Raw genomic sequence first — 24017 nt, forward strand, 5'->3', positions numbered from 1 at the left:
TAAACAGGAGGAAGCGAACATGAATCCGCTAAGAATGACGCCAGAGACTATACGTCTCGGCGGCCACCGCGGCCATAGCGCCGGGGCGCCGGAAAATACCCTCGCCGCGTTTAAACAGGCGTTTGAATACGGCGGCTGCGGCGTGATCTGTGAAACCGACCTCGGCATCACCCGCGATGGCGAACTGGTCCTGATTCACGACAATACGGTTGACCGCACCACCAACGGCCGCGGCCTGGTGCAAAACATGAGCTATGCCGAACTCTCCCAACTTGATGCCGGGCAATGGTTTAGCCATGAATTCGCCGGAGAGCGCGTTCCACGGCTCAAAGATGCGCTGCAGTTGGCCCGCGAGCTCGGCATCCTCTATCAGCTTGAACTCAAGTTATACGATCGGAATGAGGTGCTCTTCCCGAAGCTAAGCGCGCTGATTGATGAACTGGACTGCGCCGACCTGCTGCAATTTTCCTCGTTTGACTACGTTCAACTCAAAGCGGTGAAAGCGGCGATACCTGAAGTGCCGACCGTCGGCCTGATGCATTCGCGCTTGATCGACCCTGCCGCGCTGGCCCGGCAAGCCCATCTCGATGCGATGAACATTGAGATCTACCACTTTGCCAGCGGAGAGGCGCGCCAACTGCATGACGAGGGTTTTGCCGCATTCCTATACCTGCCGGGCCAGGAACACCAGAAGCGCAAGGACTACGGCGTCGATATCGAAGCTCAGGTGGTTCAATGGATTCGTGACGGCCAGTTGGATCAACTGCTTGGCGATGACGTTGCACAGGTGGCAAGGCTTAAACAGCAAGCTTGCGGCTGATACGCGCGCCGATGGCGCCGGAAATGATTGACCTTTCCCTGCGCCGTAAACCACACTGTTTGCCGCAGCCGTTGTTTGACGTAGACGGTATTTGCAGCAGACACGGCCTTGAGCTGGTTCATTTCGCTAACATTCATATATCGGCGATCGTGGTGGTGAGACATGTTTAGACCTAATGCCTTCATGCTGTCCATTCGCGGCTACGGCGCGCTGGAGGCGCCTCATCGTCACGACCACTCACAACTGGTTTTACCGCTGTCAGGTTCGCTCTGTATCGACATATCCGGTCAGAGCGCTCAGTTGGATCGCCGTCTGGCCGCCTATGTCGACAGGCATTCTCCCCATGCTCAGGAAAGCCGCGGGACCAACCAATTTCTGATCGTGGATGTCGAGCCCGGCCATCTGGATCCCCATGTGGCGGAATATCTGGCGTCGTGCCGGTTTATGCGCCTTGCGCCGGAAGCCAATCATCTGATCGATTATATGGGCGGGATGCTGACCAAAGGTCGGGTGCCTGAATCGCGGGTTCAACTGTGGGCGCCGCTGCTGTTGGATGCGCTGACCGGCGAGGGGGCGCAGCCGCGTTCACGGCTGGCAGGACTGATGGCGGCTATCGAAAGCGACCCGTTTCTGGACTGGACCACCGAGTTCATGGCGCAGCAGGCGGGGATGAGTGTCAGTCGGCTGCACGCCGTTTTCCGCAGCGAGCGGGATACCACGCCGCACGCCTGGCTGGCGCGCGTTCGGCTGGGCCGGGTGCAGCATTGGCTGGCGACGACGAATCTGCCCATCGCCGAGATTGCCTACCGGGGCCGCTACGCCGACCAAAGCGCCTTGACCCGGGCCATGCGTAAGGCGACGGGGCTGACGCCCTCCGCGTTTCGACAGCAGTTGCAGGAGTCTGGGCCCAAAGCACGCGAGTCTTAATCAAGACGTGGGTCATTCGCCGCGCGATACTCTCCGGCCAGTGCAAGTGCGGAGAATCGAAAGTGCGGAGAATCGTAGAGTGGATGGCAAAAGAACGTTAGCGGGCGTGGCATGCGGCATGGGAGCCGGTGCGTTGTGGGGGCTGGTTTTCCTGGCGCCGGAGCTGGTGCGCGCGTTTAGCCCGTTGCAGATCGCCATTGGCCGCTATAGCGCCTATGGCCTGATTTCGCTGATGTTGCTGGCGCCGCGCTGGTCGGCTCTGATGGGGCGGCTGACGCGCCGTGAGTGGTTTGCGCTGGGCTGGTTGTCGCTGGCGGGCAACACCCTGTATTACATTCTTCTATCCAGCGCGGTACAGATGGCGGGCATCGCCATCACCTCGCTGGTGATTGGTTTTATGCCGGTGGCGGTGACCCTCATCGGCAGCCGCGACCAAGGCGCGGTTCCGCTGCGCAGACTGTTGCCGTCGCTGCTGATGTGCGCGGCAGGCGCTATTTGCATCGGCTGGCAGGCATTGGGCGGGCCGGCGTCCGCAACCACAGGCGAGCAAACCATCGGCCTGCTGTGCGCGCTCGGCGCACTGATATCCTGGAGCAGCTTCGCCGTTGGCAACAGCCGCTGGCTGGCCCGCGCGTCATCTGTCTCGGCCCACGACTGGAACCTGCTGATGGGCCTCGTCACCGGCGCGCAGTCGCTGGTCCTGATTCCTTTAGCCATTATGTTTAACACCTACAGCCACAGCGGCGTCGCATGGGCGCAGTTCGCCGGCGTATCGGTGGGCGTAGCGGTGCTGGCTTCGATTGTCGGCAATCTATTCTGGAACCGGATGAGCCGGTTGCTGCCGCTAACGCTGGTTGGGCAGATGATTCTGTTCGAAACCCTGTTCGCGCTGATTTACGGCTTCCTGTGGGAGCAGCGTCTGCCCACCTGGCTGGAGGCCGCCGCCTTCACGCTGGTGGTTTGCAGCGTGATGTCCTGTGTCGCGGCACACCGGAAACCGGTACATCAGAGCAACGAGACCGGCTTAAACGCGCTGCTCTGACACGAGCCATCATCCTGTTTTAAATAAAAATCTTGAGGTGACCAGTTGAACGCCGCCATTACCATTGAACAATTTCTTGATGTCGACATCCGCGTGGGGACGATTGTCCGTGTCGAGCCGTTTCCACAAGCGCGCAAGCCTGCCTGGAAACTGGATATCGATCTTGGCCCGGAAATCGGCTGCAAACGGTCGAGCGCCCAGATAACCGACCTGTATACGCCCGATGATCTTATCGGCCGACAGGTGGCGTGCGTCGTCAACCTGTCGCCGCGTCGTATCGGGCCTTTTATCTCGGAGGTGCTGACGCTGGGTTTTCCGGATGAAAAAGACCGCGTGGTGCTGATAGGCCCGGAGAGAGCCATTCCTAATGGCGGGCGCTTGTTTTAATCTGTTGCCTGAGGTAGTACTTTTTATTACAGGGCGAGAGGTTTGCAAGTTAATAGGTTTACAGGACGGTAGGCATGAACCAATACGAGGCTTTCGAGGTGCTCCAGCGCCAATACAAAACCCGGTTGCAGGAAACGGTCACGCTTGCCAACGAGGTGCAACTGGCGATCTGGCAGAACAGCCACGATCGGGTCACGCTGGAAAACACCCATCACCACATCTTCAGCATGTACGTGCAGGACGGCTACGAAAGCTACCACAAGCGTCCGGATGGTTGGTTCAACGGCGGCGCGCCGGGGCGTTTTTGTCTGATGCCGAAAGAGAGCCAGTCCACCTGGGATATTCGCGGCAGCCTGCGTTTCGCCCACTTTTACTGTACCGATCAGCACTTGCGCCAGTTGGCGGAGCAAACCTGGGACCGCAGTCCGGCGTCGATCCGTCTTGATGAGCGCATTTTTATCGCCGACCCGGCGCTGGAGGCGCTGTATCGCCATTTTCTGCTGACCGGCAACTGGCGCGATCCGGCCAGCCAGATGATGCTGAGTTCCGCGTCTACGATGGTGATGTTGCATATGCTGCGTCAGTACAGCCAGTTGCAGTGGCAGGCGCCGAACAGCCGCGGCGGGCTGGCTCCGGCGGTGTTGCGGCGGGTAAAAGCGCGGATTGACGCCGGGCTGGGGGAGGCGCTGACGCTGGCCGAACTGGCGGCGGAAGCCGATCTTAGCGAGTTTCATTTCTCCCGCATGTTCCGCCAGAGCGAAGGCGTGGCGCCGCATCAGTATGTGATGAAGCGGCGGCTGGCGCAGGCGGAACAGTGGTTGCGCCACAGCAGCCGCTCCATCACCGATATCGCGCTGGCCTGCGGGTTCAGCTCCGCCAGTCATTTCAGCCAGCGTTTTCGCGCCGAATACGGCATCACGCCCTCGGCGCTACGCCAGCAATGTTCAGGCTGAAGGCTGCTGCGCCGCCAGCAGGCACAGCGTCAACGCCACCTGATAGGATTTGACGAACGACGGCACCGGCAGAAACTCAAAGCGTGAATGGAAGTTGTGCGCGCCGGTAAAAAAGTTCGGCGTCAGAATGCCTTTGGCCGACAGCGCCGCGCCGTCGGTGCCGCCGCGCATCGGAATTACCTTCGGCGTAATCGACAGCGTGTTCATGGCGGCGAACAACAAGTCCAGCGCCCGCCGGTCGTCTCCCAGCGCGTTGCTGATGTTGCCGTAGATATCGGCGATGGCGCAACGGACCTGGCCGGTAGGGTAGTGGGCGGCAATCTGCGCTGTGACGTCGCGAATCTGTTGTTTGCGCTGCTCGAATCCTGCCAGATCGAAATCGCGAATCGAGGCTTTCAGCACCGCCTCATTGGCGTTGGCGTGAATATCGTTGAACCAGACGTAGCCTTCGCGGCCTTCGGTGTGCTCCGGCGTGTGCCGGCGGTCAAACCGGCTGATGAAGTCGTGCGCCATCAGAATCGGGTTGACCAGCACGCCTTTGGCCGACATCGGGTGCGCAGTCACGCCGGTAAAGCGGATTTCCGCCGCGGCGGCGTTAAAGTTCTCGTACACCACTTCGCCCAGTTCACAGCAGTCGATGGTGTAGGCGAAATCGACGTCGAAACGCGCCAGATCCAGCGCCTTGGCGCCTCTTAGCCCGATTTCCTCATCCGGCACGAACGCCACCACGATATCGCCGTGCGGCTGATCGTCGCGCAGGTTTTCCAGCAACGTCATCACCACGGTGACGGCGGCTTTGTTGTCCGCGCCCAGCACGCTGGTGCCGTCGCTGAAAATAATCTCCTGATCGCGATAGGGCAGGATTTCCGGATGTTCGCTGACCCGCAGCCAGATGTCCTGCGCCGGATTGAGACACAGGTCTTCGCCGGTAAAGCGCAGGATTTGCGGATGAATGTCCGGCGACAGGCCGACATCCACGGTGTCGATATGGGTGATAAAGCCGATGCGCGGCGCGGACGGCGTGTTGCCCGGTTTCACGGCGGTAACGGTGGCGTGCTCGTCGATTTCCACCTGACTTAGCCCCAGCGCGCGCAGCTCTTCCGCCAGCAGGCGGGCCATCGCCATCTGGCCCGGCGTGCTCGGCAACGTGGCCGCGGCGGCGTCGCTTTGGCTGGTGACCGCCAGATAGCGGTAGAAACGGTCGGTCAACTGACGCGCCTGGTTATGGCTCATAGCGGATCCTTATTGGTAAACCATTCGAAAGATTAGGTATCGTTATTCAACAATAATCAAAGGCTTCGTTGTACTCAGCGAGCCGCCCGGAAGTCAATAAAAAGCGAGGATGGGGATGAAAAACGTAATAACGCGCGTTGCGCTGGCGGCGCTGACGCTGGCGGCCGCTCAGGCGGCGTGCGCCAAAACGCTGGTGTACTGTTCTGAAGGATCGCCGGAAAACTTTAACCCGCAGCTGTATACCTCCGGCACCAGCGTGGATGCCAGCGCGGTGCCGATCTACAACCGGCTGGTGGATTTCAAGGTCGGCACCACCGAACTGGTGCCGAGCCTGGCGGAAAGCTGGGACATCAGTCCGGATGGCACGCAATATACGTTTCATCTGCGCAAGGGGGTGAAGTTTCATCGCAACGCGCAGTTTACCCCGAGTCGTGATTTCAACGCCGATGACGTGATTTTCTCTTTTCAACGCCAGCGCGACCCTAATCACCCGTATCACAAGGTGTCCGGCGGCACCTATGCCAATTTCGAGAGCCTGTCGTTCCGCAGCCTGATTACCGCCATCGATCGGGTGGATGACTACAGGGTACGCTTTACCCTAAGCCATGCGGAAGCGCCGTTTCTGGCCGATCTGGCCTGGTATTTCGCCTCGATCCTGTCCGCTGAATACGCCGACCAGATGCTGAAGGCCGGGACGCCGGAGAAAGTGGATCTGGAGCCTGTCGGCACCGGCCCGTTCCAGCTGGCGCAGTACCAGAAAGATTCCCGCATCCTGTATCAGGCATTTCCAGACTACTGGCAGGGCAAAGCCAAACTGGACCGGCTGGTGTTCAGCATCACGCCGGACGCCTCGGTGCGTTACGCCAAGCTGCGCAAGAACGAGTGTCAGGTGATGCCGTTTCCCAATCCGGCGGAACTGGCGGACATGAAGAGCAACAAGGACATCACGCTGATGCAGAAAGCCGGGTTGAACATCGGTTTTCTGGCCTTCAACACCCGTAAAGCGCCGCTGGATAACCTCAAGGTGCGCCAGGCGCTGACGATGGCGATCAACAAACCGGCGATTATCGAGGCGGTGTTTCAGGGCACCGGCACCGCCGCCAAAAATCTGCTGCCGCCCGGCGTATGGAGCGCGGCAGCCGACCTGAAGGACTATGAGTACGATCCGGAAAAAGCCAGAGCGCTGCTGAAAGAAGCCGGGCTGGCGGAAGGGACCGCTATCGATCTGTGGGCGATGCCAGTGCAGCGGCCGTATAACCCGAATGCGCGTCGCATGGCGGAGATGATTCAGGCCGACTGGGCGAAGGTGGGGGTGAAAGCGAATATCGTCAGTTACGAGTGGGGCGAATACCTCAAACGGGTGAAGAGCGGCGAGCATCAGGCGGCGCTGATGGGCTGGACCACCGCCACCGGCGATCCGGACAATTTCTTCGGCCCGCTGTTTACCTGTACTTCCGCCAATGGCGGCTCTAATTCGTCCAAATGGTGTTACCCGCCGTTTGATAAGCTGATTACCGACGCTCGCGCCGAGCAGGATCACCAGAAACGCGTGGAATTATATCGACAGGCGCAGTTCGTGATGCATGAGCAGGCGCCGGCGGTGATGATCGCTCATTCGACTATCTTTGAACCGGTGCGCAATGCGGTGACCGGGTATGAAATCGATCCGTTCGGCAAGCACATTTTCTACCAGGTAGATATCCGGCAGTAATCTCAGCGCCGTAGCGGGAAAGCCGAGACTTTCCCGCTGGTTCTTGCGCTTGTCTCCATTGCGATGTTTCCTCATCGACAGTTTCTCTCATCGACAGCTTCTCTCATCGACAGTTTCTCCCGCCGACAGTACCATTGCCTGCCTTTTTTATGATGAGTCGAGTTATGCGTGTTTTGCTGGCCCCGATGGAAGGGGTGTTGGATTCCCTGGTGCGGGAATTGCTCACCGAAGTGAATGATTACGATCTGTGCATCACCGAGTTTTTGCGGGTGGTGGATAGCCGTTTGCCGGTAAAAGCGTTCTATCGCCTGTGCCCGGAATTACGCCACGGCAGCCGTACGCCGTCCGGCACGCGGGTGCGGGTGCAACTGCTCGGCCAGTATCCGCAATGGCTGGCGGAAAACGCCGTCCGGGCGGTGGAACTGGGCTCCTGGGGCGTTGATCTTAACTGCGGCTGTCCGTCGAAAATGGTCAACGGCAGCGGCGGCGGCGCCACGTTGCTTAAAGACCCCGATTTGATCTACCGGGCCGCCAAAGCGATGCGCGAGGCGGTGCCGTCCTCGTTGCCGGTGACGGTGAAAGTGCGGCTGGGCTGGGATTCCGGCGAGCGCCAGTTTGAGATTGCCGATGCGGTGCAGCAGGCGGGGGCCAGCGAGCTGGTGGTGCACGGCCGCACCAAGGAGGACGGCTACCGGGCGGAGCGCATCAACTGGGCGGCGATTGGCGAGATTCGCCGGCGTCTGCGTATTCCGGTGATCGCCAACGGCGAAATCTGGGACTGGCAAAGCGCGCAGGACTGCATGGCCGCCACCGGCTGCGACGCGGTAATGATTGGCCGCGGCGCGCTCAATGTGCCCAACCTGAGCCGGGTGATCAAATACCGCGAGGCGCGCATGCCGTGGCCGGACGTGGTGCAACTGTTGCAGAAATACGTGCGGCTGGAAAAGCAGGGCGACACCGGCCTGTATCACGTGGCGCGCATCAAGCAGTGGCTGGGCTACCTGCGCAAGGAGTACGACGAGGCGAGCGAGCTATTCAGTCGGATTCGCGCGCTGACTACCTCGGCCGATATTGCGCGGGTTATCGACGCCATCGGGTGAGCGGATATCGCGCTGCGAGGTCAGGGTCGTCGTAGTTTGAGTATGCGCATCCGATAGGAAAGACGGCGGGCGCGTTGTCGGCAGACCACTGCGTGGCGGTGACGATTTATTCGTGAAAAGAAAATTTACAACAATGTGTCTGTTTAATCGGCAAAACGCGAGCTGGCGGATTGAATTATTACGCTTTCGTATCTATACATGATTAGCGAAAAAACCGTTTTGTAATAATGACACGATGAAATAGCGGCTATTGGTGTAAAACACCGTGTTCCGTATTGCGGTCAATTCGAGGTAGCGCGAAAATCCAGTAATCGGAATTCAGCATGATGAATTCCGGTAAAACCGGACTGGTTGGCATTGACTGAGTGAGATTTCTTTTGCAAATCAATCATGATGAAAAATGAGGGATTTGTTTTCTGGTAAGGAATAATGGGGCGTCAGTTTAATCCGTTCTCTTTTTTAGCATGGTGCGCGCGCACTGTGCTTGTGTTTATGGTTCTCATTTCAGCAAAACGTGCCGATAAGATTGCCGGCTGGCGCAGCCCGCTTGCCGCTATCCGGGGCGAGTCCCGGTTTGCGTGCAGCGGTAGGCTGCAATGATTCGCTGTGCAGCGACGACAGCCCGAATAAAAAATTAGCATGATAATAATATTGTCTGATGACAAAGGTAACGTTGTCTGGACGCCCGTCCCTGCCCGTATTCATCCCATAATGAGACGCGTCAGAGAGAACCGATAAGCGGAGAAAGAACGTGCACGAGCATTTCAGAGGGAAATATGAAGTTGAATTGAAATTTCGTATTCAGGATATTAGCGCTTTTCGTGAAAATTTATTCAGCCACCATCCTGAGTCGTTTGTCTTCGAAAATAAGGAAAACGATATTTATTATGATTCAGCGGAAAAGAAGCTGGGGAACCAGAATATCAGCATGTTATTGCGCCGCATGGCGCCTTCGGGAATTAAGCTCTGGATTGTAAAAGGGCCGCGTACCGGACGCTGCGAGGCCGTCAACGTCGAGTCGTGCGACATGACGGACAGTATGCTGAGAACGCTGGGGTTCCTGCCGATTTTCGAAGTGAATAAAACCCGCAGCATCTATTTTCTCGACCGGTTCCATATCACGCTGGATTATATCGAGTCGCTGGGGCATTTCGTGGAAATCTCCTGCATGACGGAGGAAGAGGCGGAGCTGGATATTCTGGGCGAGCATTGTCAGGATTGCGCCTTGCGGCTGGGGTTGCAGATGAGCAGCATCGAAACCCGCTCCTATCGGCAGTTGCTGGGGTACTAGGCGCTATAGCGGGGCGTAATTAAGATAGCCATAGCGAAATATAACCGGAACGCCCGGTGCTGCCGGGCGAACTGAGCCGATCGCGGAATCGCGGATTAGCTATCGGACGGGGCGTCGTCGCCGTAATAGAGTTTGCCGATGCGGATGATATCGCGGCCCTGCGCTTTACGGTGTTTGTTGGAATCGCGCAGCGAGTAGATGCAACCGCAGTACTCCTGTTGGTAGAAGTGTTCCCGCTTGCTGATTTCAATCATGCGCGCCGAACCGCCGCCTTTACGCCAGTTATAGTCCCAGTACGTCATGCCGGGATAGCGGCCGGCGGCGGTGATGCCGCACTGATTGATCTGTTGCATGTTCTTCCAGCGGGAAATGCCCAGCGAGCTGGAAATAACCGAAAAGCCGTGTTCATGGGCGTACAGCGCGGTGCGCTCAAAACGCATATCGAAGCACATGGTGCAGCGAACGCCGCGTTCCGGCTCCCATTCCATGCCTTTGGCGCGCTCGAACCAGTTGTCGCTGTCGTAATCCGCGTCGACAAAAGGGACGCCATGCTTTTCGGCAAAACGGATATTTTCTTCCTTGCGGATCAGATATTCGCGCTGCGGGTGAATGTTCGGGTTATAAAAGAAGATGGTGTAATCGATGCCGGAAGCGGTGATGGCTTCCATCACTTCGCCGGAGCAGGGCGCGCAGCAGGAGTGCAGCAACAGTTTGTCGGCCTGATTGGGCAGTGTCAGCACCGGGCGCTGAAGGCCCGTAGTCTGTTCCTTGTCGGACACGGTCTCATCCTTTTTTGGTCGTCGATGGTCTGGATTGTCGTCGAGGCGTCGCCCGGTCTGACCGCCGGGGCGATACGCGCGGCCAGTATCCGTTATCATTAAGCGGATGACAACCGCCGACGGGCAGGCGGCGCGGCTGTCAAACTTTGTCACAAAGCTTTTTCGGCCGGCGGAGTGCACGCTTTCCTGGGGCGCATTATAATGCGTCGTTCTCTTTTTTCAGTTAACAGTACACTGTTTAAGCTATTGAATAATGAATAAAAAATTTCGGCTTTCCGCTGTAAGCCTGCTGTTGCTTTCCGCGCCTGTCTGGTTTGCGCCGCAGGCCGTCGCCAAAACGCCCGCGACACAACATGTCACATCCCGCCAGGAGATTGCTTCCGGCAGCGCGATGGTGGTGGATTTACGTAATAACGAGGTGCTCTATTCCACCAATCCGGATGTGGTGGTGCCGATTGCCTCGGTCACCAAACTGATGACCGCCATGGTGGTGCTGGATGCCAATCAGCCGCTGGACGAACGCATTTCCGTTGATATCAGCCAGACCAAAGAGATGAAAGGGGTGTATTCCCGCGTGCGTCTGGGCAGCGAAATCAGCCGCCACGACATGCTGTTGCTGGCGTTGATGTCGTCGGAAAACCGCGCGGCGGCCAGCCTGGCGCACCACTATCGCGGCGGCTATCAGGCGTTTATCGCCGCGATGAACGCCAAAGCGAAAGCGCTGGGCATGACGCATACCCGCTATGTGGAACCGACCGGGCTGTCGACCAGCAATGTCTCCACCGCCCGCGACCTGACCAAACTGCTGATCGCCTCCAAACAGTATCCGCTGTTGAGCCAGCTCAGCACCACGCATGAAAAAACAGCGGTCTTTACCCAGCCGTCCTACAGCCTGCCGTTTCGCAACACCAACCATCTGATCTATCGTCAGGACTGGAACATCCAGCTGACCAAGACCGGCTTTACCAATCAGGCCGGTCATTGTCTGGTGATGCGCACGGTGATCAACGGGCGGCCGGTGTCGCTGGTGGTGCTGGATGCATTTGGCAAGTTCACCCACTTCGCCGATGCCAACCGTCTGCGCAACTGGCTGGAAACCGGCAAGGTCAGCCCGGTGCCGGAAGCGGCGCTGAGCTACAAGAAACAGAAGTCGCTGGCGTCACGCCAACCGCACGGCGCCGACGTGACGGCCGCCGTGGACGAATAACCGACAGGATAGGGCGGCGTTACGGCGCCGCCCGCCAGTCCTGCACGATCTGACCCCATTCCGATACTTCTTCTTCATGACTCGCTTCGCGCCAGGTTTCCGCCAGCGCCTGCTGATACCATAACTGCATCGCCGGCTGTGCCAGCAGGTGCTGCGCGTAACGTTCAGCCTCGCCGGTCAGTGTCAGGCCATAGGTCTGTGCCCGGAACACCACCGGAGCGAAAAACGCGTCTACCGCGCTGAACTGCGCGCCCGCCAGAAACGGCCCGCCAAACCGCTGTATGCCTTCCTGCCATAACTGATTTAGCCTGGCGACATCGTTTTGCAACGCCGGGGTGATGGCGTGCAGCTTCACACGTATGCCGCAGCTCATCGAACACTGGTTGCGCAGCGTGCTAAAGCCGGAATGCATTTCCGCCGCGGCGCTTCTCGCCCAGGCGCGGGCGGCGTTATCCTGCGGCCAGACCGACGGGTGGTTTTCCGCCAGATACTCGGTGATAGCCAGCGAATCCCAGACGGTGATATCGCCATCCGTCAGGCAAGGCACTTTGCCGGTCGGCGAGAAGGCTTTGAAAGCCGTCTGAACCGGGCCGGTCGCAAACGGAGTCAGCACCTCTTCAAACGGGATATCCAGCGCTTTCAGCAGGATCCAGGGACGCAACGACCAGGATGAATAGTTTTTGTTGGCGATGTGCAACTGATACATGTTTTCCTCCGTGGAGAGATAAGGCGGTGAACCATATCGTCTAGATTTACCATGAAATCAGCGGCATGGCACCGCCTGATTGGCGGGAAAACCGTCTCAGGCCAGCAGCACCTGTCCGCACGCCGACTGCAACGCCGGGTAATCGGCATTGTGGACGCTGGCGCCGTCGGTAATCAGCATGTCGATGTCGGTGGGGGCGGCATAGAGGATGCGGCTGGTCACGCCTACCTTGCTGTGGTCCGCCAGCATGATGCGCTGTCTGGCGCAGCGCGCCATCGCCCCCGCAATCGCCGCTTCATGATGGGAGAAGCTGCTGGCGCCGGACTGACTGGCGATGCCGACCGGCGACAACAGCGCGATATCGGCGCGGTAGCGCTGGATTTCCGTTACCGTCAGCGCGCCGCTGGTGGCCTGTGCGGACGCGCCCATGTGCCCGCCGAGCAGAATCACGTCGTGCGGCAAGCGCTCGTCAGCGTCGCCGGCGGTGAGTTTCAACGCCACATTCAGGCTGTTGGTGATGATGGTCATGCCCGGAAGAGGGAGCAGCTCGCCGGCCAGCAGGGTGGTGGTGCTGCCGGCGTCGATAAATAGCGTCTGACCGGCCTTTAATTGCTGAACCGCCAGCCGGGCAATCGCCAGCTTTTCCTGTTCCCGCACCGTGTTGCGCACCGACAGCGGCGGTTCCGGTTCGGCGCCGGTCGCGACGATCCCGCCGTGCACCCGGCGCAGCACGCCCTGTGCTTCCAGTTTAAGGACATCACGCCGCACGGTTTCCCGCGACACCCCCAGATGCTGAATGATGTGGTCGGTAGTGACCCGGTTAAGGGACGACAGCAGCAGGCGGATACGGTGCAGGCGGGTTTCTTCAAGCATCAGCGGGCATTCTCTCGGTCAGGTGTCGGTCGCCGCCATTATAACGGCAAGGCGGCGGACGATCAGGTTCGACAGATAATAAGTCGGTTTGTGTAAATCTGTGCTTTTCAGCATAACAGGTGTGCAGATTTTGGCAATTGAGCGTGGGGAAACAGGCGGCACCGAACGATTTTGAGTTATTTGTTTGTTTTTAAATTTATTTTTATTGAGCGATAACGCAGTGGATTGGCGTGTGGTCTACGGTGTCGATGCACTTTTTTGGTGAATTTCACGCCGTAAAATAGTGCGTATTTTTGTATTTGTGTATTTTGTTGCTTTTGGTGTAGGGTATGTTCATCAAGCGGCGCCGGAGAGCCGGCGGCCATTACGCGTTGGGTACATTACTTTCATCTGGAGTCATCATGGCGACACGTTCAACCATCATGGATACCAACAGCTTCCGTGCGGAACATGCGGCGGCACTGACAGACGACATCCGCACGCTGACGGAAAAACGCGGCAGAGTGCTGGGCGATTCTTACCGGCTGTTCTACCGCAACCCGGTGCATCTGGTGCGCGGCGAGAAGCAATATCTGTGGGATGCAGCGGGCAATCAGTATCTGGACGTGTACAACAACGTCGCCAGCATCGGTCATTGCCACCCGGCGGTGATTGAGGCGGTGCACGCGCAGATGTGTCAGCTCAACACCCACACCCGCTACCTGCACGATCGCATTCTTGATTACACCGAGGACCTGCTGACGCTGGTGCCGCAGGCGATCACCAAAGCGATGTACATGTGTACCGGTTCCGAAGCCAACGATTTGGCGATTCGGGTGGCGCGCGCCTACAGCGGCGGCACCGGGATTATCGTCACTCGCGAGGCGTATCACGGCACCAGCGAGCTGACCTCCGGCGCGTCGCCGGCGCTGGGCAGCGGTCAGCCGATTGCCGTGACCACCCGGCTGGTGCCGGCGCCGGACCGTTACCGCGTGGACGCGCCGGATCTGGGCGTCTGGTTCGCCAATGAAATCCAGAAGCAGATCGATGACATGGCCGCTCACGGCATCAAATTCGCCGGTTTCCTCGCCGATTCGATTTTCTCCTCCGATGGCGTGTTGCCGGGGCCGGCCGGTTATTTGCAAGCGGCTATCGATGTGGTGCACGCCAACGGCGGCATCTTCATCGCCGACGAAGTGCAGCCGGGCTTTGCCCGCACCGGCGACGCCTTCTGGGGCTTTGCCCGTCACGACATCGTGCCGGACATCATCACTATGGGTAAACCGATGGGCAACGGTATTCCGGTATCGGCGCTGCTGGCGAAACCCGACGTGCTGGCGGCGTTTAGCGACGAAATTCCCTATTTCAACACCTTCGGCGGCAACCCGGTATCGATGGCGGCGGCGCAGGCGGTGCTGAAGGTGATCCGTGAAGAGAAATTGCAGGAGCACAGCAAGGTGGTAGGCGCACGGCTGCTGAAGGAGCTGGCCGGATTGGCGGATCGCCATGCCAGCGTCGGCGATGTCCGCGGCGCCGGGCTGTTTATCGGTTTCGAACTGGTCAGCGATCGCGACAACAAGACGCCGGATAAAACGCGGGCGCTGAACGTGATCGAACAGCTGCGTGAACAGCGGGTGCTGACATCGGTGGCCGGCCCGCACGGCAACGTGCTGAAACTGCGTCCGACGCTGGCGTTTCAGGAGCACGATATCGACTGGCTGGTCGGCGCGCTGGACAAGGCGCTGAGCGCCACCGCCTCCTGAAGTCTTCGCCCCGGCGCTCGGTGCGCTGAAAAATCAAAACCGGCGCTGTGCGCCGGTCAGACTGCTGACAAAGTCCTTAAGTACAGGATGAAGCATTTTTCTGGCGTCAAAAACTGTGCTGAGGTGGGTGACTTCGCCGGGTGAGCGACAGGACGTCGCGAAAGCCCGTGTCGCGTCTGGAACGCGTCACGGGTGGCCCGAACAGCGAAGTCGAACGCCGAAGGCACCGCGTTAGCGGCGTAGTTTAGCCATTCAGCCAGTGGTCAAGGAGAGGCGGCGTCTGAGCCTCTCATTGTCGTGCGTGCGCTGATGCTGCAAAGGGATAACTGATGTCATTCAGCACGAAACGTTGCACCGTTCTGACATAAATCGACGATAACACAAACAACAAGGCTGTTTGTCAACAGCCTCACCGGCGCTATGCGCCGGTTTTTTTCGCCTAGTGGGTATCCGGGAAGGCGGTTTCGTCCCGGCGAGCCATAGTCTCGTAGTTGGCCCATTTCTGCCGCGCCACCCGCTGCGCCGTCGCCATCATCCGTTCCGCGTCTTCCGGGTGCGCACGCATCAGCGCCTTAAAGCGCGTCTCGTGCTTGCGGTACTCAGACAACGGCAGGGTCGGCCGCAGGCTGTCGAGCTGGAACGGGTTGGTGTGCTGTTCGCGCAGCACCGGGTTGTAGCGGATCAGCGGCCAGTGGCCGGCCTGCACCGCCCGTTTCTGCTGCATCAACCCCTGACGCATATCGATGCCGTGGGCAATACAGTGGCTGTAGGCGATGATCAGCGACGGCCCGGGGTAGGCTTCGGCCTCGCGCAGTACTTCCAGCGTTTGTTGCGGATTGGCGCCGAACGCGATGCGCGCTACATAGACGTCGCCATAGGCGATGGCCTGCAACGCCACGTCCTTCTTCGCCATGGTCTTGCCGCCGGCGGCAAATTTGGCCATCGCGCCAAGCGGCGTGGATTTGGACATCTGCCCGCCGGTGTTGGAGTAGACTTCGGTATCCATCACCAGCACGTTGACGTTGCGTCCGGACGCCAGCACATGATCCAACCCGGAGGAGCCGATATCGTAGGCCCAGCCGTCCCCACCGATGATCCACACCGAGCGGCGCACCAGATGGTCGATCAGGCTTAACAGCGATTCCGCTGCGGGAGTCTGCTGCTCCGCCAGTTTGGCGCGCGCCTGTTCGAGGCGGCGGCGCTGCGCGACGATTTGGCTCTCCGTCTGCTGCGGCGCGCGGATAATATCGTCAACCAGATCGGCGCCAATCAGCGACGCTGATTCCAGCAACTGCGCTTTCGCTATCTCCATATGTTTGTCGGCCGCCAGCCGGAAGCCAAGACCGAACTCGGCGTTGTCTTCAAACAGCGAGTTGGACCAGGCCGGGCCGCGCCCTTCCTGATTGTGCGCCCACGGCGTGGTGGGCAGGTTGCCGCCATAGATGGAGGAACAGCCGGTGGCGTTAGCCACCATCATGCGTTCGCCGAACAGTTGGGTCAGCGTTTTGAGGTACGGGGTTTCGCCGCAGCCGCTGCAGGCGCCGGAGAACTCAAACAGCGGCTCAAGGAACTGCACGCCGCGAATGGTGGAGAAATCCACCGCGGCGCGGTCCGGCCAGGGCAGTTGTTCGAACCAGCCCAGCGCGGCTTTTTCCTGCGCCAGCACCGGCAGTTTGTCCACCATGTTGACGGCGCGGACCTCGGTTTCCCCTTCGTGATGCCGTACCGGGCAGGCTTCGACGCACAATCCGCAGCCGGTGCAGTCTTCCGGATACACTTGCAGGGTGTAGCGGGTTTCCGGAAAGCCGCGGGCGCTGATCGGCGCGGAGCGGAATCCGTCCGGCGCGTCATCAAGCTGGTCCTGATGGTAGAACTTGGCGCGAATGGCCGCATGCGGGCAGACAAACGAACAGTTGCCGCACTGGATACACAGGTCGTCGCGCCACTGCGGGATCTCCAGTGCGATATTGCGTTTTTCCCAGCGCGTGGTGCCGGTGGGGTAGGTGCCGTCCACCGGCAGCATGGACACCGGGATACGGTCGCCGCGGTCCAGCATCATCTCCGCGGTCACTTCGCGCACAAAGCGCGGCGCCTGTTCCGACAGCGTCCAGCCCTGATCGACCGACGGGCCGTCGCCCTGCGGCACCGTAACCTGATGCAGGTGCGCCAGCGTCTCATCCACCGCGCGGAAGTTTTTCTGCACCACGTCGTCGCCTTTCTTGCCGTAGGTTTTGCGGATGCTGCTCTTGATAAGCTCGATGGCCTTCTCTTTGGGCATCACGCCGGAGAGCGCGAAGAAACAGGTTTGCATGATGGTGTTGATGCGGTTGCCCATGCCGACGTCGTGCGCCACCGAGGCGGCGTCGATGACGTAGAGTGTGAGCTGTTTCTGCTGAATGGTTTGCTGCATCTCACGCGGCAGATAAGACCAGACGCTGTCCGCCGGGTAGGGGCTGTTGAGCAGGAAGGTGGCGCCGGGCAGCGCATAGCTCAAAATGTCGACGGTATAGACGAAGTTGAACTGATGGCAGCCGATGAAGTTGGCGGTGCCGATCAGGTAAGGCGAATCGATGGGCGTCGGGCCGAAACGCAGGTGCGACGTGGTGCGCGAGCCGGATTTCTTCGAGTCATAGACGAAATAGCCCTGCGCGTAGAATTCCGGCTGTTCGCCGATGATCTTGATGCTGTTCTTGTTGGCGCCGACGGTGCCATCGGCGCCGAGGCCGAAAAACAGCGCGCGGATCTGTTCGTCCGGCTCCGGTTTCCAGCTTTCGTCCCACGGCAGGCTCAGGCCGGTCACATCATCATGGATGCCGATGGTGAATGTCGGTTTCGCCTGCGCTGACTGTTGCTGCTCGAATACCGCACGCGCCATCGCCGGGGTGAATTCTTTCGACGACAGGCCGTAACGCCCGCCGCTCAGGCGCGGCAGCGACGGGCGCTGGCCCTGTTGCAGACTATGCACCAGCGCGGCCAGTACGTCCTGATACAGCGGCTCGCCTTGCGCGCCCGGCTCTTTGGTGCGATCCAGCACCGTGACCACCTCAGCGCTGGCCGGTAGCGCTTTTAGCAGCGCGTCCATCGGGAACGGCCGGTACAGATGAATGGTCAGTACGCCGTAGCGGCCGCCCTCGCGGTTAAGCCGATCCGCGGCCTGGCACAGGGTGGCCGACGCGGAACCCATCACCACCACCACGTGGCGGGCGTCCGCCGCGCCGTGATAGTCCACCAGCCCGTAATGGCGGCCGGTCAGCTCGGCGAAACGCGCCATGTGACGTTCGACGATACCCGGCACGCTGTCGTAGAAGCGGTTGACGCTCTCGCGCCCCTGAAAGTAGGTGTCCGGATTCTGCGCCGTGCCGCGCATCACCGGTTTATCCGGGTTGAGCGCGCGCTCGCGGTGGGCCCGCACCCGATCGTCATCGATCATGGCGCGAATCTGCGCATCGCTCAGCTTGCTGATTTTGTTAACCTCGTGAGAAGTACGGAAGCCGTCGAAGAAATGCAGGAACGGCACCCGCGCTTCCAGCGTCGCGCTGTGGGCGATCATCGCCATATCCTGCGCCTGCTGTACCGAAACGCTGGAGAGCAGGGCGAAACCGGTGGTGCGTGCCGCCATTACGTCCTGATGGTCGCCGAAAATCGACAGCCCCTGCGTCGCCAGCGAGCGCGCCGCGACGTGGAACACGGCGCTGGTCAGCTCGCCGGCGATTTTGTACATGTTCGGCAGCATCAGCATCAACCCCTGCGAGGCGGTAAAGGTGGTGCTGAGCGCGCCGGCCTGCAATGCGCCGTGCACGGTGCCGGCGGCGCCGCCTTCATGCTGCATTTCCATGATGTCCGGGACGTTGCCCCAGATGTTATTCAGGCGCTTGCTGGCCCATTCGTCCGCCAGTTCCGCCATAGTGGAGCTGGGGGTGATCGGGTAGATGGCGCACACTTCGCTGACTTTATAGGCGACCCAGGCGGCGGCTTCGTTGCCGTCCACCATGACAAATTCATTTTGCTGGTTCATTGCGCCACCTCCTCGGCATTCATCTCAATCGCATGGCAAGGGCATTGCCGGTAGCAGGCTTCGCAGCCGGTGCATTTGTCGTAATCAAAACGGTAGTGCAGTCCTTTACCCAGTTTGATCACCGCGTTTTCCGGGCAGGCGCCATAGCAGCCGTCGCACTCGAAACAGTTGCCGCAGGAGTAGCAGCGGGTGGCTTCATAGGTGGCCTGTTCTCGGTTTAGCCCGCCGATGATTTCGTCAAAACCGCCGCGCTGTTCGGGGGCGATCGCCGGCTGGCTGCTGGCGTTGGCCTCGGTATTGAACCACAAGTGCAGATGGGGATATTCCAGAACCGAGCCGCTGGCCGGTTTATGGTAAGGCTGGCGCCTCAGCCAGCCGTCGATATGATGCGCCGCTTTTTTGCCGTGCCCGGTGGCGATGGTGACGGTGCGCTCCGACGGCACCATATCGCCGCCGGCAAAGATACCCGTTACCGCGGTCATCATGTGTTCATCGACATCGATGATACCGTCCGGGCGGATGGTCAGGCCGGGAATGCGCTCCAGCACGCGGGTGTCCACATCCTGGCCCAGCGCCAGAATCAGGCTATCGGCCTGTAACGTCTCGACGCGCCCGGTGGGCTGCGGGCGGCCGTTGGCATCGATCGCCATCTCTTCCACGGTGAAGGTGGTGCTGTCGATATTGCGGATGGTGCGCAGCCAGTTGATTTTGACCCCTTCCTCCATCGCCTCTTCCGCTTCAAAGCGGTGCGCCGGCATGTGTTCGATGTCGCGACGATAAATAATCATCGCTTCATCGGCGCCCAGGCGGCGGGCGGTGCGGGCGGCATCCATCGCGGTATTGCCGCCGCCGTAGATGGCGACCCGGCGGCCCAGCTTCGGCGCGTCGCCGCGCTCTACCGCCGACAGGTAGCTGACCGCATCCAGAATCTTGCCCGCTTCGCGCGCCGGAATATCGGTTTTCTTCGCCAGATGGGCGCCGATAGCCATGAAGACCGCATCGAAACCGCCTTGCTGTTTTTCCTGCAGCACATCTTCGACTTTGTGGTTCAGCGTCAGGGTAATACCGCTGGAGAGCAGATTACGGATTTCACTATCCAGTACGTCGCGCGGCATGCGGTAGGCGGGGATGCCAAAGCGCATCATGCCGCCGGCCATCGGCCCGGCCTCGCGGATTTCCACCTGATGCCCAAGACGGCGCAGGTGCCAGGCGCAGGACAGACCGGACGGGCCGGCGCCGATCACCAGGACTTTTTTGCCGCTGTCCGGCGCGGTAATCCGCGGCGTCCAGCCTTGTTCCAGCGCCATGTCGCCGAGAAAACGTTCGACGGCATGAATGCTGACCGACTGATCGACCTGCAGGCGGTTGCAGGCGCTTTCGCACGGGTGGTAACACACGCGGCCGTGGATCGCCGGCATGGGGTTATTCTCGATCAGGCGTTGCCACGCCTCTTCATAGCGCTGTTCCTGCACCAGCGACAGCCAGGACTGGATATTCTCGCCGGCGGGGCAGGCATGATTGCACGGGGGCAGGGAATCCTGATAGACCGGATGTTTACTGCGTACCGGACCGGTGCCTGAAGTTACCTTCAGGTCCGGCGGCTGCGTCATATCGTGTTTTACGTTGCTCATCGTATTGCTTCTCTACGTCCAATGTTGACTCGTTGTTATATGCGGGGCTTCCCATGTCACTGTGTGCTGTCGTCCGCGGTGTGGCGCGCCTTTGCGGGGGATAATGCGCGAAGGGCAATGTTCAACCAGAGACGATTCGCAAACAGGGACAATTTCGAAAACAGGATTAATCATAAATAAAGACAATCACGTGGCCGGTTTCGGTCGCGTTGTCGGGAAATAGGTGAATAATTTTGCGAGTATTAAAATAATGTTGAGACAAGATTACGCCGTCGGAGTAATCAATAAATGAGGCAGATCAAATATAAGCCAATCGACTGTATCGGGCAGTCGATGACAGACCACTTGACGCATATTGACTGGGTGAAACCAGAAGGGGAGTATTTTTATTTATCATGCCATTTCTGGCGTTTTACACTGGATAATTATTTTAACTGTATGTTTATGTGGAATAATATTTCATTTTCCAAATGATGATTATTATTGATTGCTAATTATTTATCTGGGTTAAAAGCGATCGTTGTATAGTTTAGTATATTTCCAATTGAAGTCGTGATAATTCAATTTTCAGGTATGTTGTATTTCCCCGGATATCCCGTGGTTGACCGATGTTATTGCCGCCTGATTCAACTGATGATTGTCAGATGATCTGTGCATTATTACAAACTCCAACTCGTTCGATGGAGAAGGCGATATATATTGCTATGCATGAGAGAAATGAGATGGGGACCATTCTTCATTTGAAAATGGGAATGAATAACATTGATGAGTCTATCCCCAATAATTCGAGCCACAGGAAGTGCTGGGCGATTTGAACAGTGAAACGCGTGGCTCTTCAGGGGCAGGGCTGATGGATAGCGTAGGTAGTCACGTCACCGTACCTGCAACTTACCGTATGGAGAAGATAGCCGTGGCGTCTGTGGTTGCGGCATTCGCCGTTGACGCTACAGGCAGGCCGTGCCGCTTCTTTTCGCAACGGTCGCAGCATTGCGTTAAGGCCATCATCGTGTTTTGTCATTATTGTGTTTGTTCAACATCACATCCGTAACGGGAAATACGCGATATCCATTTTTCCGCTGACGGTTTTGTGGCACATTAGCCGCCTTGTCTTGTCACTATCAGCGGGCAGGTTGTCGTTCCCTAACCGGCAGCTGCACAAGGAATTCGCAATAATAATGAAATGGTTTACTTCACTGGCGCTTGCGGTCGGTCTGGCCTGTAGCCCGCTTTGGGCGCAGACGCCCGGTTCTATGCTGCAACAGACTGCGCCGGAGGCGGCTTCCGCCCAGCAACAGCGCGATGCCTTCGTTAACGACTTAATGAAAAAAATGACGCTGGATGAAAAGATTGGGCAGCTCCGTCTGATCAGCGTCGGCCCGGATAACCCGAAACACGCCATTCGCGAAATGATCCGCAACGGTCAGGTGGGCGGGATTTTCAATACCGTCACCCGGCAGGACATCCGGGTGATGCAGGATCAGGTGATGCAGCTCAGCCGCCTGAAGATTCCATTGTTCTTTGCTTATGACGTGGTGCACGGCCAGCGTACCGTGTTCCCGATCGGTCTGGGGCTGGCGTCCAGTTGGGACATGGGCGCCGTGGCGCTGTCGGCGAAGATCGCTGCCTATGAAGCGACCGAAGATGGCCTGAACATGACCTGGGCGCCGATGGTGGACATCACCCGCGATCCGCGCTGGGGCCGTGTCTCCGAAGGTTTTGGCGAAGATACCTATCTGACCAGCGAAATCGCCCGCGTCATGGTGAAAGGCTTTCAGGGCGATGACCTGACCGGCCGTCATTCGCTGATGACCAGCGTGAAACACTATGCGCTGTATGGCGCGGCGGAAGGCGGGCGTGACTACAACACCGTCGATATGAGTCCGCAGCGCATGTTCCAGGATTACATGCCGCCGTACAAAGCGGCGATCGACGCGGGCAGCTACGGCGTGATGGCGTCGCTCAACTCCATCAACGGCGTGCCGGCGACCGCCAACCGCTGGTTGCTGAAAGACGTGCTGCGCGACCAGTGGCATTTTAAAGGCATCACCATCAGCGACCACGGCGCCATCAAGGAGCTGATCAAGCACGGCGTGGCGGCGGACCCGAGCGATGCGTCGCGCATCGCGGTGCAGTCCGGTATCGGCATGAGCATGAGCGACGAGTATTTCGTGCGTTATCTGCCGGATCTGGTCAAGCGCGGGCTGGTCAGCATGAAGGACATTGATGACGCCTGCCGCCAGGTGCTGAACATGAAATACGATATGGGGCTGTTCCAGGACCCGTACAACCATCTCGGCCCGGTCGGTTCCGACCCGGTGGACACCAATGCCGAAAGCCGCCTGCACCGCGAAGAAGCGCGTGACGTGGCGCGCAGCAGTCTGGTGTTGCTGAAAAACCGTCTTGATGTCCTGCCGCTGAAAAAATCCGGCGCCATCGCGGTGGTGGGGCCGCTGGCCGACAGCAAGCGCGACATTATCGGCAGTTGGTCCGCCGCGGGTCGTCCGGCGCAGGCGGTGACGGTATACGAAGGGATCCGCAAGGCGGTGGGGTATAACGCCCGCGTTTATTACGCCAAAGGTTCCAATGTCACCAATCACCCCGGTCTGGTCCAGTTCCTTAACCAGTATGACCAGTCGGTGGAAATCGACCCGCGCGCGCCGCAGGCGATGATTGATGAAGCGGTGGACGTGGCGAAGAAATCCGACGTGGTGATCGCGGTGGTGGGTGAATCCCAGGGGATGGCGCACGAAGCGTCCAGCCGCGCCAAAATCACCATTCCGCCGGAGCAAAAGGCGCTGATTGCCGCGCTGAAAGCCACCGGCAAACCGCTGGTGCTGGTGCTGATGAACGGCCGTCCGCTGGACCTGAGCCGTGAAGATCAGCAGGCGGACGCGCTGCTGGAAACCTGGTTCAGCGGTACCGAAGGGGGCAACGCCATCGCCGATGTGCTGTTTGGCGATTACAACCCGTCCGGTAAGCTGCCGATGACCTTCCCGCGCTCGGTGGGGCAAATCCCGATGTATTACAACCAGCTGCCGACCGGCCGTCCGTATTCGGCACAAGCGCCCAACAAGTACACCTCGCACTATTTTGACGAGGCTAACGGGCCGCTGTATCCGTTCGGTTACGGTCTGAGTTACACCACCTTTGACGTGTCGGACGTGAAATTCTCCAGCCCGACGATGAAGCGTAACGGCAGCATTAAAGCGTCGGTCACGGTCACCAATACCGGCAAACGCGCCGGGGAAACCGTGGCGCAGCTTTATCTGCATGACGTGGTGGCATCGGTAAGCCGCCCGGTGAAAGAACTGCGCGGCTTCCAGAAAGTCATGCTGCAGCCGGGTGAAAGCCGTACCCTGACCTTCACCCTGTCGCCGCAGGATCTGATGTTCTACAACGCGCAGATGCAGCAGGTAGCGGAACCGGGCAAGTTTGAAGTGATGATCGGGCTGGATTCCCAGCGCGTGAAAACCGGCAGCTTTACCTTGCTGTAAGCGTCTGGTGATGTCACTCGTCGCTGTAGATAAACGACGGCCCCTGCGATAATTCCCAGGGGCCGGGCAGGAAAACCGGCTGCGCCGCCACGGGCGGCCGGATCCG

The 24017-nt window shown here is 59.2% G+C and carries 17 protein-coding genes; 11 read left to right on the forward strand and 6 right to left on the reverse strand.

Annotation, left to right across the window (positions count from 1 at the left end; genetic code table 11):
- The first annotated feature begins 19 nt into the window (after positions 1 to 19).
- From CVE23_RS09145 to CVE23_RS09170, 5 genes are all read left to right on the forward strand, one after another.
- On the forward strand, positions 20 to 820 hold the full coding sequence (locus CVE23_RS09145) for a glycerophosphodiester phosphodiesterase (protein ID WP_038920925.1): 801 nt from the start codon (positions 20 to 22) through the stop codon (positions 818 to 820).
- Positions 821 to 982: 162 nt separating this feature from the next.
- Positions 983 to 1747: a helix-turn-helix transcriptional regulator gene (locus CVE23_RS09155; protein ID WP_049854324.1), complete on the forward strand. Its 765-nt coding sequence runs from the start codon at positions 983 to 985 to the stop codon at positions 1745 to 1747.
- A 79-nt stretch (positions 1748 to 1826) separates the two neighbouring features.
- Positions 1827 to 2789, forward strand: a complete 963-nt coding sequence (locus CVE23_RS09160) for a DMT family transporter (RefSeq protein WP_208622087.1) — start codon at positions 1827 to 1829, stop codon at positions 2787 to 2789.
- Positions 2790 to 2834: 45 nt separating this feature from the next.
- On the forward strand, positions 2835 to 3176 hold the full coding sequence (locus CVE23_RS09165) for a tRNA-binding protein (protein ID WP_049854325.1): 342 nt from the start codon (positions 2835 to 2837) through the stop codon (positions 3174 to 3176).
- 74 nt (positions 3177 to 3250) lie between these two features.
- Entirely contained in the window at positions 3251 to 4129 is an 879-nt protein-coding gene (locus CVE23_RS09170) for a helix-turn-helix domain-containing protein (RefSeq protein ID WP_100849373.1), read from the forward strand.
- Here the strand turns inward: CVE23_RS09170 and pepT are convergent.
- Complete coding sequence (gene pepT, locus CVE23_RS09175) at positions 4121 to 5362, reverse strand: peptidase T (protein ID WP_038918724.1); 1242 nt, start codon at positions 5360 to 5362, stop codon at positions 4121 to 4123. The genes CVE23_RS09170 and pepT overlap by 9 nt on opposite strands.
- Before the next feature lie 115 nt (positions 5363 to 5477).
- Here pepT and CVE23_RS09180 point away from each other — a divergent pair, with 115 nt between their 5' ends.
- The 3 genes from CVE23_RS09180 (at position 5478) to cyaB (ending at position 9464) form a co-directional block, all read left to right on the forward strand.
- Complete coding sequence (locus tag CVE23_RS09180) at positions 5478 to 7073, forward strand: ABC transporter substrate-binding protein (protein WP_049854328.1); 1596 nt, start codon at positions 5478 to 5480, stop codon at positions 7071 to 7073.
- 164 nt (positions 7074 to 7237) lie between these two features.
- Positions 7238 to 8173 (forward strand): tRNA dihydrouridine(16) synthase DusC, encoded by a 936-nt coding sequence (gene dusC / locus CVE23_RS09185; protein WP_038918726.1) that lies wholly within the window; start codon positions 7238 to 7240, stop codon positions 8171 to 8173.
- 751 nt (positions 8174 to 8924) lie between these two features.
- Positions 8925 to 9464: a class IV adenylate cyclase gene (cyaB, locus tag CVE23_RS09190; protein WP_038918727.1), complete on the forward strand. Its 540-nt coding sequence runs from the start codon at positions 8925 to 8927 to the stop codon at positions 9462 to 9464.
- A 95-nt stretch (positions 9465 to 9559) separates the two neighbouring features.
- Here the strand turns inward: cyaB and CVE23_RS09195 are convergent, their stop codons facing one another.
- On the reverse strand, positions 9560 to 10243 hold the full coding sequence (locus tag CVE23_RS09195) for an epoxyqueuosine reductase QueH (RefSeq protein ID WP_038918728.1): 684 nt from the start codon (positions 10241 to 10243) through the stop codon (positions 9560 to 9562).
- 253 nt (positions 10244 to 10496) lie between these two features.
- Here CVE23_RS09195 and pbpG point away from each other — a divergent pair, with 253 nt between their 5' ends.
- Positions 10497 to 11450 (forward strand): D-alanyl-D-alanine endopeptidase, encoded by a 954-nt coding sequence (pbpG, locus tag CVE23_RS09200; protein ID WP_038918729.1) that lies wholly within the window; start codon positions 10497 to 10499, stop codon positions 11448 to 11450.
- Positions 11451 to 11469: 19 nt separating this feature from the next.
- Here pbpG and CVE23_RS09205 read toward each other — a convergent pair whose 3' ends face one another.
- Positions 11470 to 12156: a glutathione S-transferase family protein gene (locus CVE23_RS09205; protein WP_100849374.1), complete on the reverse strand. Its 687-nt coding sequence runs from the start codon at positions 12154 to 12156 to the stop codon at positions 11470 to 11472.
- Positions 12157 to 12252: 96 nt separating this feature from the next.
- Positions 12253 to 13029, reverse strand: a complete 777-nt coding sequence (locus tag CVE23_RS09210; RefSeq protein ID WP_071605195.1) for a DeoR/GlpR family DNA-binding transcription regulator — start codon at positions 13027 to 13029, stop codon at positions 12253 to 12255.
- A 401-nt stretch (positions 13030 to 13430) separates the two neighbouring features.
- Here CVE23_RS09210 and CVE23_RS09215 point away from each other — a divergent pair, with 401 nt between their 5' ends.
- On the forward strand, positions 13431 to 14771 hold the full coding sequence (locus CVE23_RS09215) for an aspartate aminotransferase family protein (RefSeq protein ID WP_100849375.1): 1341 nt from the start codon (positions 13431 to 13433) through the stop codon (positions 14769 to 14771).
- 439 nt (positions 14772 to 15210) lie between these two features.
- Here CVE23_RS09215 and nifJ read toward each other — a convergent pair whose 3' ends face one another.
- The gene (gene nifJ / locus CVE23_RS09225) at positions 15211 to 18786 is read right to left on the reverse strand and encodes a pyruvate:ferredoxin (flavodoxin) oxidoreductase (protein WP_100849376.1); all 3576 of its coding nucleotides are present in this window, start codon (positions 18784 to 18786) and stop codon (positions 15211 to 15213) included.
- On the reverse strand, positions 18783 to 20417 hold the full coding sequence (locus tag CVE23_RS09230) for an NAD(P)-binding protein (RefSeq protein WP_100849377.1): 1635 nt from the start codon (positions 20415 to 20417) through the stop codon (positions 18783 to 18785). The genes nifJ and CVE23_RS09230 overlap by 4 nt, the downstream gene beginning before the upstream one ends.
- A 1175-nt stretch (positions 20418 to 21592) precedes the next feature.
- Between CVE23_RS09230 and bglX the strand changes: the two genes are divergently transcribed.
- Entirely contained in the window at positions 21593 to 23911 is a 2319-nt protein-coding gene (gene bglX, locus CVE23_RS09235; RefSeq protein ID WP_100849378.1) for a beta-glucosidase BglX, read from the forward strand.
- Positions 23912 to 24017: the final 106 nt, after the last annotated feature.

It is taken from the genome of Dickeya fangzhongdai (assembly GCF_002812485.1).
GTDB classification, from domain to species: Bacteria; Pseudomonadota; Gammaproteobacteria; order Enterobacterales; family Enterobacteriaceae; genus Dickeya; species Dickeya fangzhongdai.

Coding starts and splice junctions, on each gene's coding strand:
- CVE23_RS09145 (WP_038920925.1), top strand. CDS start 20: ATGAATCCGCTAAGAATGACGCCAGAGACTATACGTCTCGGCGGCCAC.
- CVE23_RS09155 (WP_049854324.1), top strand. CDS start 983: ATGTTTAGACCTAATGCCTTCATGCTGTCCATTCGCGGCTACGGCGCG.
- CVE23_RS09170 (WP_100849373.1), top strand. CDS start 3,251: ATGAACCAATACGAGGCTTTCGAGGTGCTCCAGCGCCAATACAAAACC.
- pepT (WP_038918724.1), bottom strand. CDS start 5,362: ATGAGCCATAACCAGGCGCGTCAGTTGACCGACCGTTTCTACCGCTAT.
- CVE23_RS09180 (WP_049854328.1), top strand. CDS start 5,478: ATGAAAAACGTAATAACGCGCGTTGCGCTGGCGGCGCTGACGCTGGCG.
- dusC (WP_038918726.1), top strand. CDS start 7,238: ATGCGTGTTTTGCTGGCCCCGATGGAAGGGGTGTTGGATTCCCTGGTG.
- pbpG (WP_038918729.1), top strand. CDS start 10,497: ATGAATAAAAAATTTCGGCTTTCCGCTGTAAGCCTGCTGTTGCTTTCC.
- CVE23_RS09205 (WP_100849374.1), bottom strand. CDS start 12,156: ATGTATCAGTTGCACATCGCCAACAAAAACTATTCATCCTGGTCGTTG.
- CVE23_RS09210 (WP_071605195.1), bottom strand. CDS start 13,029: ATGCTTGAAGAAACCCGCCTGCACCGTATCCGCCTGCTGCTGTCGTCC.
- CVE23_RS09215 (WP_100849375.1), top strand. CDS start 13,431: ATGGCGACACGTTCAACCATCATGGATACCAACAGCTTCCGTGCGGAA.
- nifJ (WP_100849376.1), bottom strand. CDS start 18,786: ATGAACCAGCAAAATGAATTTGTCATGGTGGACGGCAACGAAGCCGCC.
- CVE23_RS09230 (WP_100849377.1), bottom strand. CDS start 20,417: ATGAGCAACGTAAAACACGATATGACGCAGCCGCCGGACCTGAAGGTA.
- bglX (WP_100849378.1), top strand. CDS start 21,593: ATGAAATGGTTTACTTCACTGGCGCTTGCGGTCGGTCTGGCCTGTAGC.